This window comes from Lutimonas sp., assembly GCF_051011215.1.
Taxonomy (GTDB): domain Bacteria; phylum Bacteroidota; class Bacteroidia; order Flavobacteriales; family Flavobacteriaceae; genus Lutimonas.
Map to the genome: position 1 here is coordinate 29,342 of NZ_JBPCUJ010000132.1, position 13,906 is coordinate 43,247.

Genomic DNA, 13,906 nt, shown 5'->3' on the forward strand with positions numbered 1-13,906 from the left:
ATTTAGAACTCTAATATAAAAATGCCTGGGTTAAAAGGGTCACTGATTAGGACGAATGGTAACAAATCATTATCCAGCGTACTGAAATATTTATCAGGAGCCTAAAAATAAAAAAACTGTGTCACTTAATATGAAGGAATATGCAAGCGAACTACATAGCAGCTGTTTGTTCTCTGAGAAACTCGATGCTGCTACCATCTTCGTTTGTGATTTTAAGGGTGTCTCCTGAAATATAAAATAGATTTACTCCCGAATTTAGACCCCAATCATTATCAGATAATGGCTCAAAACTAATTCTCAATTCGTCTTCTTTAATACTCCATGTAAAATCGTCGGTTTTACCTGGATCATCCTCGCATTCAATCTCCTGAAGCCTTACATCACCTGAAAGGTTCTCATTGAAAGTGATGAGTATTTTTTCCGTACAACCATCTATCGGAGGTGGTTTAGCACTTGAAGTTTTCTGAACAGGAGTCCTCCCAGCAGAAGGAATATCCGACCAAGAACCCAGCAAATTATGGAATTCATTGTCGTCTGCACAAGAAACAGAAAACAGTATGACCAACAACATGATTAAAAGGGACTTCTTCTTTTTCATAATTTAAAGTGGAATCAGCTTTAAAGATACAACGCCGCTTACAGCTTTATTACGGTAATCAGTAATATACATAGTGGCGACAAAGATATATCAATAATAAATCTTAAACCAAGACAGAAATCAATTTATTCACTTTTGCCAGAGAATATATTCGAATCTGCTCCACATGGATCTAAAATGATTTTATTTTTAATTCAGTGATGCTGCAATCATCGTGGAAGATGTATAAAAAAATGAAGCACAATTACATGTGCTTCATTTAAAGTGCTTACAATAATTAAAAACTAGTAAGGATCCCTTTCTTAAAAGTAATCTGCATCATTTTCTCCTTCGCCTATTGGTTCTTTACCAGTTCTTATATAGCCGAGGTTTGTTTTTTCTGAATAACTGAAATAAACGGGTTTCTCATTTCTAAGAATATCAATGACATTTGGATACATTGACATAGGATATCGCAAATAAACGAGTTTTGAATTCACATCGTGGTAGTTCTCTGGTATGGATTTACCATCAGGATAAAAAGTTGCCTGTAAAACAAAGTCATCATCGTGATAACATTTTATAATCGCTCGGGGATAAACCAGATTGTTTTTTGTTTTTCCAGCTTGAAAGTGCACCCAATAATGATTTATTTCACTAACTATTAATTTCATTTTTTTTGAAGGTTTTATATTAATACTATAAACAAGTTAGTTTATAAATCATGAAATTCTGAATTGATTTGGACGAATGGTATCAAATTATACCCGAGTGATACATTTTATTTACCGAATGGTTCATCCTGTTTGAAAAATTCTATTTTAAGTCATACGAGTTTTAGGTATGGCAATCCAACAACAGAATCTACCTCCTGAACAAAACATTAGAAAAGAATTGTATTATTTTAACTAACTTAAACTGCAAAATCATGTCATTTGTCTTTTTTCTATTGATAGCAGATATTATTCTCTAATAACACCATTACCTTATGAATCCAATTCTTAGAAATATTTTAGCCATCATCCTGGGATGGGTTGCAGGCAGTATTGTTAACATGGGGCTGATTCAGGCTGGGCATGCCGTTTTTCCAATAGAAGGTCTGGACCCAAATGATATGGACGCGCTGGCTTCACTAATGCCTACCCTCAGTTTTGAATACTTTATTTTTCCTTTTTTAGCCCATGCCTTAGGCACATTGGCTGGGGCCATTATTGCTTTTCTAATCGCTTCTAAGCATAAAATGACATTTGCCTTGGCCATCGGAATATTGTTCTTGATCGGTGGAATATGGGTAAATTATTTAATTCCAGGACCTAGCTGGTTTGCCTTTTCAGATATTCTTTTGGCCTATATCCCAATGGCCTGGATAGGTGGTAAAATAGGTGCAAAACTATTAAATAGATACGGATCAGTAGTCTAAAACAAGGAAGCTTCAAAGGCAGATTCAAATCATATGGATTTACACAATTTTACAGAAAGATAGCAGCCTAAAAAAATATAAAAATGGTACAAACCTAATCAACACTCAACGGCTTCTCCTTGTAACTTTGGTGCATGAAATATTCCTCCTACTTTTCATCAGTCACTAAGGAAAATGGACCACCAAACTTAAATCCTGAGCAGTTTAAGCGTCTGATGAATATTACATTTATTGAGGGTGTAATACAAGGATTAAACAAGGTGAAGCAAGAATATAAGGACAGTCCTTATTATTATAAATTTGACACCTTTATATTTAAATACGACATGTTACTTGCTCAATTGACAGGTAATTTAAATCCCAAGGATTTACTAAGAGAAATGTACAACCTTTCTGAAAGGTATTAGTTTAATTTTGGAAATGAAAGGACGCTTAACTCCCTCCTGTTTTGCTGCTCCAGCAAATCCCATGCGCCGTTTTTTGAGGTCTTATAATACACCTCTACAGTGCTTTCACCTGCTGGTATATCAGAAACAGCATGAAGATTGATATCTGATTTTTTATTTTCATTAGACGGATCTATCACATGGTATTCAACAAGCTTTTCCCCATTCACCAGGATTCTATAATACAGAGAGCCTTGATGTTTTTTATCAATCTCTCTTCTATGTCCATTATTAAAAGCAAGGTTAGCTGAAATAAAAATAACGCTTTGGGTGTCTTCTTTAATTTTCAAACTCATTGGAGTAGAAAACTGTGTCCAATCCTTACCTATTTCACTTACTACCTTTTGTGTCCAAGACTTGCTATACGCGTTCATAATTCAAAAATTTACCATCAATCAGGTAAAATTAAGAGGATAATCAAAAAAATACGATGACAAAAGTCATATGAAATCTTGTTTTTGTTGGTTATTTTATTTCCTGAAAAATAAAAAAGCCCCTTAAAACAGGGGCTTATTGGGGAAAAGTTTCAATCTTTTAAGTTTATTTGAGTACCATTTAATGACGGCAGTTAAGAAAGGTCAACATAAATAGACATCTTTTTTTTATTTTTCAAAAAATTCTATTTTTTAACAATACTGCCATCGGCAAATTTTGCGAATCGACCCGCGTCTTTCGCGTGCACATGGTCATGACTTGGCCATGGCCAGCCTCCGAATTGTGTGGACTGAAAAACATGCATGGTGTTTTGAATTTCCTGTGCAGTATTCATCACAAATGGTCCATGTTGCACTACCGGTTCATCAATGGGTCTGCCTTGCAACAAAAGCAGCTGTGCTTCTTCTGCTCCATTTTCGACCAGTACTTCCTGATCAACACCTAAGCGAACAGCATGGTAAATTGGAACTGCTTTTGACGCTATTTTCAGCGAGTCACCTTTGTAAAAATACAGGCGACGGTTAACACCTTCTGACGCCTTAGGTAATTTAAATACCGCGTCTGCTTCCATTCTAATCGTCCAAATAGCAATTTCATTGGCGGGATCAGAAGCCCAGGAGTCGGGTGCCGGATTTACTGCTTTTAAATTGTTTAATTCCCCTGCAATCACATCAACAATTGTTTTATTTCCATTATCATCCAATTGCTCATAAACAGGAATATCCTCCTTCCAGAGCATGGCAAAGTGCGGATCCACCATTTTCTTTGATTTTGGCAGGTTGAGCCAAATCTGAAATAATTCAAAAGGATTCGCTTCTTTATCATTTAATAAAGGGAACATTTCTGAATGCTGCACTCCCCTGCCAGCTGTCATCCATTGCACATCCCCATTCCCAAACCTACCAGCAGCACCGATGGAATCAGAATGATCTACGAGCCCTTTTTTGGCAATCGTTACAGTTTCAAAACCGCGATGCGGATGAGCAGGAAACCCAGGAACGGTAGTGCCATGATACATGCGGAAACCATCTTTTATAGTGAAGTCATTTCCTAAATTTCTACCTTCCAGAGTACTTTCGGGCCCAAGGTCTTTATTCCCTTTGGGATAAAAATCCTCATGATGTACGCAGAATAGAAAAGGGTCACTTGTTTCCCATGGAAATCCCAAAGCTGTAATTTGTTTGACTGGATGATTCATTGAGGTTGATTTATATTAATTTTAACTATAAATATACAAATAAAAAACCCCAGAAATTCTGGGGTCTTTGATATAGATTCGGGGGAATAAATCTACAGATCGGGGGATTAATCTACAATGTTGATCGTTCCAGACATTGATGAATGGAATTCACAAATATAGTATAGTGTATCTGGTGCATCCATAGGCACAGTAAATGTAATAGTATCAGATGAGGCTCCATTATTGGTCACTCCATTGTCATAGGTATCACCAGTTCCTAAGGATGCGGTTGTTTTTATAAAAAATGGGTGTCCAGGAGAATTCACGTTAAACGTATAGGTCTCACCTCGTTTAAATGTGAAGTCTGGATTTGATTCGTTATTCAAATCTCCTCCCGTAAAAATGTAGGCACTAGATCCACTGTTTCCTACAGCATAAGTCACCATTTCTCCTTCTTCACCGTCATCACCAAAATTGGAACCAATATTTCCTTGGGCCACAATGGTTGCTAAATTTTCTGCGCTTAAATGAACATTGATATATCCGTCAAAAGTTTCGATATCACCATATCCGAATGCTGTACCATCATCTAACTGAGCAATGTGAGTAGCACTTGATCCTGTATCACCATTGACAGGATTGAAAGATAAAGCGATTCCTCCTCCTTCAGCGGCAGAATTATTATGAATGTGCGCTGGATGAATTCCACCCATTGGAGTATTCATTAGCTTTATCATGGCAAGAGCTTCACCACTTTTTCTTTCATAAAAAGTAATCATTCCTGAAATTCCAGGAGCATCTTTCTCTGCCAAATCATAAACGATTGTCATACCGGTTAATTCATTTTGTCCTATATCACCTTGTGCCACGATCACCGCTAGGTTTTCAGCACTAAGATGCACGTTGATATACCCATCAAAATTGAGCAGTTCATCATAACTTATGGCGGTACCATCATCTAATGAAGCAATATTCGTATAACTCATTCCAGTTGTTCCGTCCACTGGTGTAAAGCTAACCGCAATTCCTCCACCTTCAATCGCTGAATTATTATGTATGTGTGCAGGATGTACTCCATTCTCAGGTGTATTCATAAGCATCAACTTAGCCAATGTTTCTCCATTATTCCTTTCGTAGAAGTGTACCATACCCGAAATTCCTGGAGCATCTTTCTCTCCTAACATATACATCGTCTCTGATCCATTCAACTCATTTCCACCGATATCACCCTGAGCCACGATTGTAGCCAGCTCTTCAGCACTTAAATGCACGTTGATATATCCATTATATACCATGATGTCATCATAAGAAAGAGCCGTGCCATCATCTAAGGATGCTATATGGGTTGAGCTGATGCCAGTAGTACCATCTACAGGAGTCAAGGAAACCGCTATGCCTCCTCCTTCAAGGGCATTACCATCGTGAATGTGAGCCGGATGCACCCCGCCTTCAGGTGTATTTTCCAAGCGAATTACGGCTAAACTTTCTCCACTGACACGTTCATAAAAAGTAACAGTACCTTGAATACCTGGCGCCATTTTTTCATTGAGATCATAGGTTTTAGACACATTCGTCAGAACGTTTTCTCCGATATCGCCTTGCGCTATAACGGTCCAGAATAATTCACCTTCATCGAGATGCACGTTGATCGAACCATCATAGGCTATCAGTGTATCATAAGTGGCAGTCGAACCATCGTCAAACGCAGTTACCGTGATACTACTCGTACCTGTTGTTCCATCGACAGAAGCCAAAGTAAGTACTATTGCTCCATCTTCAGCTGCTGAATTAGCATGAATATGTGCTGGTAGAATTTCTCCAGAAGGGGTGTTGGCTACATCGAGATCAATGGTTACAGAATTGTCCTCGTTTTCTGTAAACGTGGCTGTTCCTGTAATTTCTGGATTGGTCAAGGAACCAAGCGTGTAGGAGGTTACTCTTCCTTCAAATTCTGGAATTTCAGGTTCGGGCGGATCGACCATAATATCATCATTATCGTCACTACAGGCTGTTAATGTCAGGATAGACATGAATAAGATTAAGAATCTTGATTTAAGAAAAGTTTTCATGATTTATTGTTTATGTTTATTTTAGATTCGTTTAAACAAAATGAACGCAAGCCATAAGAACCATGGGACAATCCCAGACTTGCGTTCAAATTAAAAGTTTGACAACTAATGTGCACTTGTATTTTCTTTGAAAAAATCAAACCAAAACCATATTATGAAAGTCTTTTCGCATTCTTAACAAATCAGTCATAGTGACCGATGAAACGCTTAAATCCTTGCATTTAAAGAAAACACTTGATATCAAATTAAATGTAAAACTCTCACAGTTTTTCATTGTTAGGGTCAATGAAAAACATATTTTTGAGCAATTAAAATTCTCCCTTATGCTAGAGGAAAAGATTCCGTAGTTGGCAGTAAAAAGAATTAAAAAACTCATGTCAATCAATTTATTGTTTAACAAATATACACATAAATATGAACAAAACAAGAGTCTATTGATATTTTTGTCTAATTTATTTACTTTTTACATGAACAATTATGCTCAATGAGAAGATTCTACCCTCTTTTTCATGCTGTAGGTGTCCTGAAAAATCAAAGTGATTTAACTTAAAGAGCCTATTAAGCGGGCTATAATGAATTATTCTGCACAACAAATTGAAATTGAATCTTAAGGCATTTTTCTTAAACAAGATTTGTAGAACAAACTGACCAATGAATTTTACTTTGAGAGAACTCTCTAAAGAAATATCCCGGACTTATAGCATGTTTTAAGAGAACGTTAAGGGTTTATTAACGATGATTTGTGAATAAATAAAGAAGACTGGCATACGATTTGAACATATTATCACGTTATTGTTACAAACAAATACTATGTCAAAGGTTGAACATTTTAGAATAATCGCAGGCGTTATATTAATAACTGCTTTGTTTTCAATTGTAGGATTGATTCAAGGTTTAGAGATTGTGGCCTTTTTAGGCTTGGGAATTGCTGGGATCTATTTCTCTTTCTTCTTTATTAAATATGTGTACGAACAAAAGGATTATCCTATAGATCAAACGGATGAACATTTGAAGGAATAATCAGCTCCATAGTTATACTTCCATGATTGTCATCACTCCACCATTCTATTAATCTCATCATATCTGATAGGAACAAGATTCATATCTATTATTACAGTTTTCTTTTCTCCTTTTGCCCAATACTTTACCAGAACAACATTGTAATTCATTTGTGGCTTCATTTCATGACTTAGTTCAAGTGCCTTCCATTTTTTTATGGTTTTCACCTCGAGATCATCCACTTCAGAGTTTTCCAATTGAATTATAATCTCTTCGACTTTTTCATTGGTAATGCGCACTTGGGCAGAAAGAATGAATGGAATAAACAGTATGCTTAAGAGCAAGTGTAGTGGTTTCATCATCATAAGGGGGGTTAATGATTTACACGCTAAAGATACGGATTTTTTTATCTCGGCAGAATAGGCTACCTAACGAAGCATTTGAGCGAATGAAATTCCTAAAAAATTATAACATATAGTTTGTTTTATTTGGAATGTCAGTTTATATTTGCACCCGCTTAAGATAAGCATAAGGTCTTTTTAAGTCATTCTTGTTTTAAGTAAACCATCAAATGGTCGCGTAGCTCAGCTGGATAGAGCATCTGCCTTCTAAGCAGACGGTCATAGGTTCGAATCCTATCGCGATCACGGATGAATAATAAAAGCCTCACAGTTTGTGAGGCTTTTTTATTTGGAGAAACCGTAGCAAATTTATTTGCTTAAGGATTCGACAAATAAAAAAGAACATCCGTCGATAGACGGAATGGCTTTTGTTATTCTCAAAACGGATGGCATTTAGGATCACGCAAGTAATCCCCGTTGAGTTTTGAATTTCGAATTTCGAATAAGGAATAAGGAATAAGGAATAAGGAATAAGGAATAAGGAATTTAGAACAAGTATGTAAACTTCTGCAAAGAAGATGAACTTTTGTTATTCTCAAAACGGATGATATTAAGGATCATGCGAGTAACCCCTTCAAATGTAAGAATGAAGATGTTTGATTTACGGAAATCAATAAAGCCTTAAGCAGTTGTGTAATTCTGTAAAAACTCATCCATAGACAAGGCTGGTTTTAAATTTCTCGACTTGTAATGTTCGAGATAAATTTTATAACTTCTTCTAGCAAAACTGCCAATTTGTGGTGTACTATTTGAATCTTCGTGTAGTTCTGTTTTCATATTCAAGTTTTTAGAGGGATTAACTATTCTTATCAATTATAAATCAACACGATAGCAATATAACAAAAAATATGATATCAACAGAGTATTAATTGCCCGACATTCAATCCTCCCCTTACACCAATCCTGTAAAACCTAAAAAGGCCAAAGAAAGTAGTCCAGCCACCAATAAATTAATCGGTACTCCTTTCATTCCTTTCGGCAAGTCTGCAAGTTCCAATTGCTCCCTGATACTGGCAAAAACAATCAAAGCCAAGGCAAAACCAATGGAATGAGAAATGGCGAAAAAAACTGCTTTGAGCAAGCTTACATTTTCCAGTCCTAAAGCAAGGATGGCAACACCCAATACGGCGCAATTGGTTGTGATCAATGGTAAGAACACACCCAAAGCCTGATACAAGGGTGGACTGATTTTTTTTAACATGATTTCGACCATTTGCACCAAGGCTGCAATTACCAATATAAATGTAATCGTTCTCAAATAATCTAATCCCGTAGGTACCAAAATAAATTCATGTAAAAGATACGTTACCAAGGTGGCAATGGTCATAACGAATAATACCGCCCCTGACATTCCAACAGATGTTGATACCTTATTGGATACTCCCAAAAATGGGCAGATACCCAGAAACTGTGCCAACACTATATTATTGACAAAAACAGCAGCAATAAGTATGATTATATAGTCCATCTATTCGTTTGTTTTAATTGCTATTTTATTAAAAAGGACACTGAGATAGGCCAGGGCGATAAAGGCACCTGGAGGAAGAATAAATAAAATTAAGGTACTCGCATCTTCTGAAACCAGCTTCAAGTCAAATAAACTGCCATTCCCTAACAATTCTCTCACCAGCCCTAATACAGTCAAGGCAATGGTAAATCCAATCCCCATACCTAAGGCATCAATAATAGATGACCATAAGTTATTTTTGGAAGCATAAGCCTCTGCCCTTCCCAAAATCAAACAGTTTACCACAATTAATGGGATAAAGATTCCTAACTGCTCATATAGAAAAGGAATAAAAGCTTCCAATACCATTTCAACAATGGTTACGAATGAAGCGATAATGACTATGAATGCGGGAATCCTGACCTTACTCGGAATTTGTGACTTGATCAGTGACACTACGATATTTGACATCAGAAGGACAAACATGGTGGCGATACCCATACCCAGGCCATTAAAGCCGGATGAAGTTACACCCAGGGTAGGACACATTCCCAATAGCATTACAAAGACTGGATTGTCCTGAATGATTCCTTTTAGAAAATTTTGTTTTTGACTCATCTCTACTGCCATATGCTTATTGTTTTGATCCCGTTTGTCTGTCCTCAAATATGTCATAAGCCATTTGAGTTGCTTCTCCAAAGGCCCTAGTGGTAATGGTTGCACCGGTTAAAGCGTCAACATCTCCCTGGTCTTTTTTTACCTTAAGATTAAAAGTTGAAGGGTGTTTCCCTTTAAATTGACGGATAAATTTTTCATCCTTCATTTTGGTGCCAAGACCTGGCGTTTCTTTCTGTTCTAACACTTCTATATTGTTGATACTTCCATCTGTGTTAAAACCCACCATTATTTTTACAAGACCGCTAAATCCTTTTTCTGATGAACCAACAATGGCTGTACCTACTTCATTTTCATCCAAAGAGGCAGTATAAACTTCAACGCTGTCTTTTGCCAGCTCGGATTTTAACAGCTGCACGCTTTCAACAGGATTATTATTAAATTCTGGCAATACGCTTCTCAAGGCATTTATTTTTCGTTCTAATTTAGCCCGTGCCTTGGGTCCTTTGGTAATATCATTTATAAACCCCAGGGAAACTCCTGCAACGAGCGTTGTCACAAAAAGTGTGAGTGTCATACTTAAAAATGTGGATGCTTTCTTTGACATAATTACACGATTTTTGCTTGAATCTTATTTCCGAAACGTCTGGGTTTAAAGTAGGTGTTAATCAAGGGTACAAAGGCGTTCATGATTAATATGGCAAAAGATATGCCCTCAGGGTAAGCCCCATATAAACGGATCACAACAGTGATAACAGCTATGCCTATCGCAAAAATGATCATTCCTTTTTTGGTCATAGGGCTCGTTACTAAATCAGTAGCCATATAGAATGCTCCCAATACCGCACCACCTGAAAGTATATGTATCAACGGGCTGGCAAATTGTTCAGGATTTATAAACCAGAAAATACCTGTCATCAAAGCCATTGTAGCGAGAATCGTTACTGGTATATGCCAGGTAATCACTCTTCTTATCAGTAAGTACAGTCCTCCGATGATAAGAGCCAAGGCAGACATTTCACCGGCAGAACCACTGGTTATTCCTAACAATAAATCAGTAGTTGCAGGAATCTTATCTGCTAAGGTAGACATGGTTTCTCCGTAAAGAAGCCCTTCTTTTATGATCCCCAGGGTCGTCTCACCTGTTACAGCATCTGCCATTTTGGTATTATTTTCAAAAGGAGTTGGCCAGGAGGTCATTTGTACCGGAAAGGAGACTAATAAAAACACACGCCCTACTAGTGCTGGATTAAAAATATTAAAACCAAGACCTCCAAAGGACATTTTTGCTACGCCTATGGCCACTAAACTTCCCAAAACGATCATCCAAATAGGCAAATTTGCAGGCAGGTTAAAGGCCAGCAGAATTCCTGTTATCAAGGCCGAACCATCTGTAATTGAGACAGCCGTTTTAAATAAAAATTTCTGGATCAGGTATTCAAAAACAATACAGGATATAATAGCTACTGAAGTTAAGATCAAAGCACTGATCCCAAAAACATAAATTGAAACCATAAATGCTGGTATCAGAGCATAAAGCACATCATACATAAGCCTTTTAGAGGTTCTGTCTGAATGTACATGAGGCGAGGCCGATATGATTATTTTCTCTTCCATATTAATTCTTCGCTGTTTCAAGTTTCTTCACGATGTTTTTTCCAAATCTGATATAGTCCAGCAGGGGTCTGTGCGATGGGCATACATAGCTACAGGATCCGCATTCGATACACGTCATAATATCTTCTGAAGCTGCTCGCTCATACAAGCCTTTTTCTGAAAGATTCATCAATAAATGAGGTTCAAGACCCATTGGACAAACAAAAACACAATTACTGCAACGAATGCAATTCTTAGATTCTTGTCGGCTCGCTTCCTCCTGATTGATAATTAAGATGCCTGAGGTTCCTTTGGTCACAGGAACATCTGTATTCTTTATGGCTTTACCCATCATGGGACCTCCGTTGATAATTTTACGCGTCCCTTCCGGTAAGCCGCCAGCTTCCTGAACAAGATCTTTGATCGGTGTTCCGATTCTCACCCAAAAATTCGAAGCATCTTCAACTTTTTTTCCGGTAACTGTCACAACTCTCTCAATCAAAGGCTGGTTGTATTGTACTGCCTGATAAATGGCAAAAATAGTTCCCACATTGTGAACGATGACTCCTACATCCATGGGTAGGCCTCCTTTTGGGACTTCCCTATTCAGAATTGATTTTATCAGTTGTTTCTCACTGCCCTGAGGATATTTTACCTTTAAAGCGGCTACTTTAATGCGCGGATCAGTCATAGCCGCTACCTTAAGTACTTTTATGGCATCCTTTTTATTATTCTCAATACCGATAACAGCACTCTCGATATGCAGTGCACGCATCAATATCTGAATTCCAACGACAATTTCAGCTGCTTTTTCCAGCATCAATCTATGGTCGGCTGTTAAATAAGGTTCGCATTCAACCCCATTGATAATTAAACAATCCACCTTATGATCATTTTTAAGGTCTAACTTTACATGCGAAGGGAAAGTAGCACCTCCCAGACCAACGATACCTGAATCCGAGATATGTTTTAAAATCTCCTGTGATTCCATCTGAATTTCCTTTTTTAAAGGATAATTGACAGTTTCAAAATTCGTGTCATTCTTTTGATCTGTTCTGATAACAATACACTGTTTTTTATAACCACTGCTATCCACGATCATATCAAGTTTTGTAACCGTTCCGGCTACAGGAGCATGAATATTAGAAGATACAAAGCCGCTCGACTTTGCAATGACCTGGCCAATTTCAACTTTTTGTTTACGTTCAACGATTATTTCAGAAGGGATACCAATATGCTGAGCTATAGGCACATAAACTGCCTTGGGAACAGACATACGCTTGATCACCTTGGCTGAAGTGATTTTATTCTCAGCCGGATGAATTCCACCTTTTGGAAATGTTTTAAGCATTTGCACTTGGTTTTTCAGATTTAACTTCTTCTGTTGTTTTTACAACTGGAGTTGTTTTTTTAACAACTTTTTTCGGGGCTTTCTTTTTTGCTACTTTAGGCTCTCTGTTTTTTCTTGGTGGAAAATTCGTTTCTATGATGGAATCAGTAGGACAAACATCCACACATTTTCTGCATAAGGTACAGAGATGTGGATCTATATATGCCAGTGTATCCGTCATGACCACGGCGTCTTTTGGACATATTTCTTCACATTTATTACAACCGATACATGCTACGTTACAAGCTTTTCTGGCAATACCTCCTTTGTCTTCATTAAGGCAGCCTACAAAAATTTTAAGGTCTCTTTTGTTTTTTGGACGCATTTCAATAATATCTCTTGGGCAGGCTTTAACACAAGCGCCGCAAGAAGTACATTTGTCTGTAATAATGACAGGTAAGCCTGTTTTTTCATCCATGTACATGGCATCAAAATCACAAACATCTACACAATCTCCATCACCTAAACATCCATATTGACAATCTGTTTCCCCGCCATAGACCAATGAAGAGATAGCACATGATCGAGGCCCTTGATATATGGTTGTTTTTGGTCTGACATCGCAACCTCCCTGACAACGTAAAACCGCCACCGTCGGATCTTTTTCGGCCACTTCCTTTTCTAATAGTACTGCCACCTCTTTCATCACATCATTTCCTCCCACCGGACAAAACAGATCAGATATATCTTCGGTGTTCACTAATTTCTCTGCAAATGCCTTACAGCCGGGTGAACCACATCCCCCGCAATTCGCGGCAGGTAGAATCTCATCAACATCCGCTATTAATGGATTCTCATATACGTAAAACTTCTTGGAAACTATATACAATATAGTGGCCGCTACCAAGCCTATGGAGGCAAGTAAAACGGCGCTATATACAATAGATAATGTCATTCTATGTCAATTTAAACAAGGTTACTTTGAATCTTTTTTTAAAAAAAGAATTGAGTAAAAATATCAGCAGGTAATAAGGAAGCAAGGCAACTAAAGATAAGATTCCCGCTTTTGCCTCTGAAACAAATAAGGAACTAATAAACAATGTACTTATCATTAAAATAAAGGGGAAGATATAAGCCCAAAACACGGCCTTTAAACCCTTACTTTCCTCCATGATCACCGCTACTTCTTCGTAAAGATTATAAGGCGTACTACTAGTGGTGGAAATCTGTTGTGTATTTTCAATTTCTATTTCCTTGGCATTTGATTCAGAAACACCACAGGCTGCTTTGGCTTTGCAACCTTCACAATTGATATTCGCTTCCAGCGCAACGGTAATGGTTGAATCAGTTATTTTCGATATGGTTCCTAAATGCTGCATAAACTACTCATA

17 protein-coding genes and 1 tRNA gene are annotated in these 13,906 nt (G+C 37.4%); 4 read left to right on the forward strand and 14 right to left on the reverse strand.

What is annotated here, in order from left to right; translation table 11 throughout:
* Positions 1 to 151 precede the first annotated feature (151 nt).
* Together ACR2MV_RS12660 and ACR2MV_RS12665 are read right to left on the reverse strand one after the other, a co-directional pair.
* Positions 152 to 598, reverse strand: coding sequence for a lipocalin family protein (locus ACR2MV_RS12660; RefSeq protein ID WP_434022285.1), 447 nt, complete (start codon positions 596 to 598; stop codon positions 152 to 154).
* 302 nt (positions 599 to 900) lie between these two features.
* Positions 901 to 1,251: a hypothetical protein gene (locus ACR2MV_RS12665; RefSeq protein ID WP_434022286.1), complete on the reverse strand. Its 351-nt coding sequence runs from the start codon at positions 1,249 to 1,251 to the stop codon at positions 901 to 903.
* A 314-nt stretch (positions 1,252 to 1,565) separates the two neighbouring features.
* Here ACR2MV_RS12665 and ACR2MV_RS12670 point away from each other — a divergent pair, with 314 nt between their 5' ends.
* Together ACR2MV_RS12670 and ACR2MV_RS12675 are read left to right on the forward strand one after the other, a co-directional pair.
* Positions 1,566 to 1,997, forward strand: coding sequence for a hypothetical protein (locus tag ACR2MV_RS12670; RefSeq protein ID WP_434022287.1), 432 nt, complete (start codon positions 1,566 to 1,568; stop codon positions 1,995 to 1,997).
* A 134-nt stretch (positions 1,998 to 2,131) separates the two neighbouring features.
* Positions 2,132 to 2,404, forward strand: coding sequence for a hypothetical protein (locus ACR2MV_RS12675; RefSeq protein WP_434022288.1), 273 nt, complete (start codon positions 2,132 to 2,134; stop codon positions 2,402 to 2,404).
* Here the strand turns inward: ACR2MV_RS12675 and ACR2MV_RS12680 are convergent.
* The 3 genes from ACR2MV_RS12680 to ACR2MV_RS12690 all read right to left on the reverse strand — a co-directional run bounded on the left by ACR2MV_RS12680 (position 2,401) and on the right by ACR2MV_RS12690 (position 6,127).
* Positions 2,401 to 2,817 carry a hypothetical protein gene (locus ACR2MV_RS12680; protein WP_434022289.1) on the reverse strand — a complete coding sequence of 139 codons (417 nt, stop codon included), beginning with the start codon at positions 2,815 to 2,817 and terminating at the stop codon, positions 2,401 to 2,403. The two genes, ACR2MV_RS12675 and ACR2MV_RS12680, sit on opposite strands and share 4 nt — an antisense overlap.
* Positions 2,818 to 3,062: 245 nt before the next feature.
* Positions 3,063 to 4,076 carry a pirin family protein gene (locus ACR2MV_RS12685; RefSeq protein ID WP_434022290.1) on the reverse strand — a complete coding sequence of 338 codons (1,014 nt, stop codon included), beginning with the start codon at positions 4,074 to 4,076 and terminating at the stop codon, positions 3,063 to 3,065.
* A 107-nt stretch (positions 4,077 to 4,183) separates the two neighbouring features.
* A complete protein-coding gene (locus tag ACR2MV_RS12690) occupies positions 4,184 to 6,127 on the reverse strand; it encodes a hypothetical protein (RefSeq protein ID WP_434022291.1) in 1,944 nt (647 codons plus the stop codon).
* Positions 6,128 to 6,937: 810 nt separating this feature from the next.
* Here ACR2MV_RS12690 and ACR2MV_RS12695 point away from each other — a divergent pair.
* Positions 6,938 to 7,147 carry a hypothetical protein gene (locus ACR2MV_RS12695; RefSeq protein WP_434022292.1) on the forward strand — a complete coding sequence of 70 codons (210 nt, stop codon included), beginning with the start codon at positions 6,938 to 6,940 and terminating at the stop codon, positions 7,145 to 7,147.
* 32 nt (positions 7,148 to 7,179) lie between these two features.
* On the opposite strand, the gene ACR2MV_RS12700 is transcribed toward ACR2MV_RS12695, so the two are convergent.
* Positions 7,180 to 7,488, reverse strand: coding sequence for a hypothetical protein (locus ACR2MV_RS12700; protein ID WP_434022293.1), 309 nt, complete (start codon positions 7,486 to 7,488; stop codon positions 7,180 to 7,182).
* A 211-nt stretch (positions 7,489 to 7,699) separates the two neighbouring features.
* Here ACR2MV_RS12700 and ACR2MV_RS12705 point away from each other — a divergent pair.
* Positions 7,700 to 7,773, forward strand: a tRNA-Arg gene (locus ACR2MV_RS12705).
* Positions 7,774 to 8,148: 375 nt separating this feature from the next.
* On the opposite strand, the gene ACR2MV_RS12710 is transcribed toward ACR2MV_RS12705, so the two are convergent.
* The 8 genes from ACR2MV_RS12710 to ACR2MV_RS12745 all read right to left on the reverse strand — a co-directional run bounded on the left by ACR2MV_RS12710 (position 8,149) and on the right by ACR2MV_RS12745 (position 13,894).
* Positions 8,149 to 8,304 (reverse strand): hypothetical protein, encoded by a 156-nt coding sequence (locus ACR2MV_RS12710; protein ID WP_434022294.1) that lies wholly within the window; start codon positions 8,302 to 8,304, stop codon positions 8,149 to 8,151.
* A 115-nt stretch (positions 8,305 to 8,419) separates the two neighbouring features.
* Complete coding sequence (locus tag ACR2MV_RS12715) at positions 8,420 to 8,995, reverse strand: electron transport complex protein RnfA (RefSeq protein ID WP_434022295.1); 576 nt, start codon at positions 8,993 to 8,995, stop codon at positions 8,420 to 8,422.
* Positions 8,996 to 9,604: an RnfABCDGE type electron transport complex subunit E gene (locus ACR2MV_RS12720; RefSeq protein ID WP_434022296.1), complete on the reverse strand. Its 609-nt coding sequence runs from the start codon at positions 9,602 to 9,604 to the stop codon at positions 8,996 to 8,998.
* A gap of 4 nt (positions 9,605 to 9,608) precedes the next feature.
* The gene (locus ACR2MV_RS12725; protein WP_434022297.1) at positions 9,609 to 10,196 is read right to left on the reverse strand and encodes an RnfABCDGE type electron transport complex subunit G; all 588 of its coding nucleotides are present in this window, start codon (positions 10,194 to 10,196) and stop codon (positions 9,609 to 9,611) included.
* Positions 10,197 to 10,198: 2 nt separating this feature from the next.
* Positions 10,199 to 11,206: an RnfABCDGE type electron transport complex subunit D gene (locus ACR2MV_RS12730; RefSeq protein ID WP_434022298.1), complete on the reverse strand. Its 1,008-nt coding sequence runs from the start codon at positions 11,204 to 11,206 to the stop codon at positions 10,199 to 10,201.
* Between the two features lies 1 nt (position 11,207).
* Positions 11,208 to 12,536 (reverse strand): electron transport complex subunit RsxC, encoded by a 1,329-nt coding sequence (rsxC, locus tag ACR2MV_RS12735; protein ID WP_434022299.1) that lies wholly within the window; start codon positions 12,534 to 12,536, stop codon positions 11,208 to 11,210.
* On the reverse strand, positions 12,529 to 13,470 hold the full coding sequence (locus ACR2MV_RS12740; protein ID WP_434022300.1) for a Fe-S cluster domain-containing protein: 942 nt from the start codon (positions 13,468 to 13,470) through the stop codon (positions 12,529 to 12,531). Before ACR2MV_RS12740 ends, rsxC begins: the two co-directional genes overlap by 8 nt.
* A 1-nt stretch (position 13,471) precedes the next feature.
* Positions 13,472 to 13,894 (reverse strand): SoxR reducing system RseC family protein, encoded by a 423-nt coding sequence (locus ACR2MV_RS12745; RefSeq protein ID WP_434022301.1) that lies wholly within the window; start codon positions 13,892 to 13,894, stop codon positions 13,472 to 13,474.
* Positions 13,895 to 13,906 lie beyond the last annotated feature (12 nt).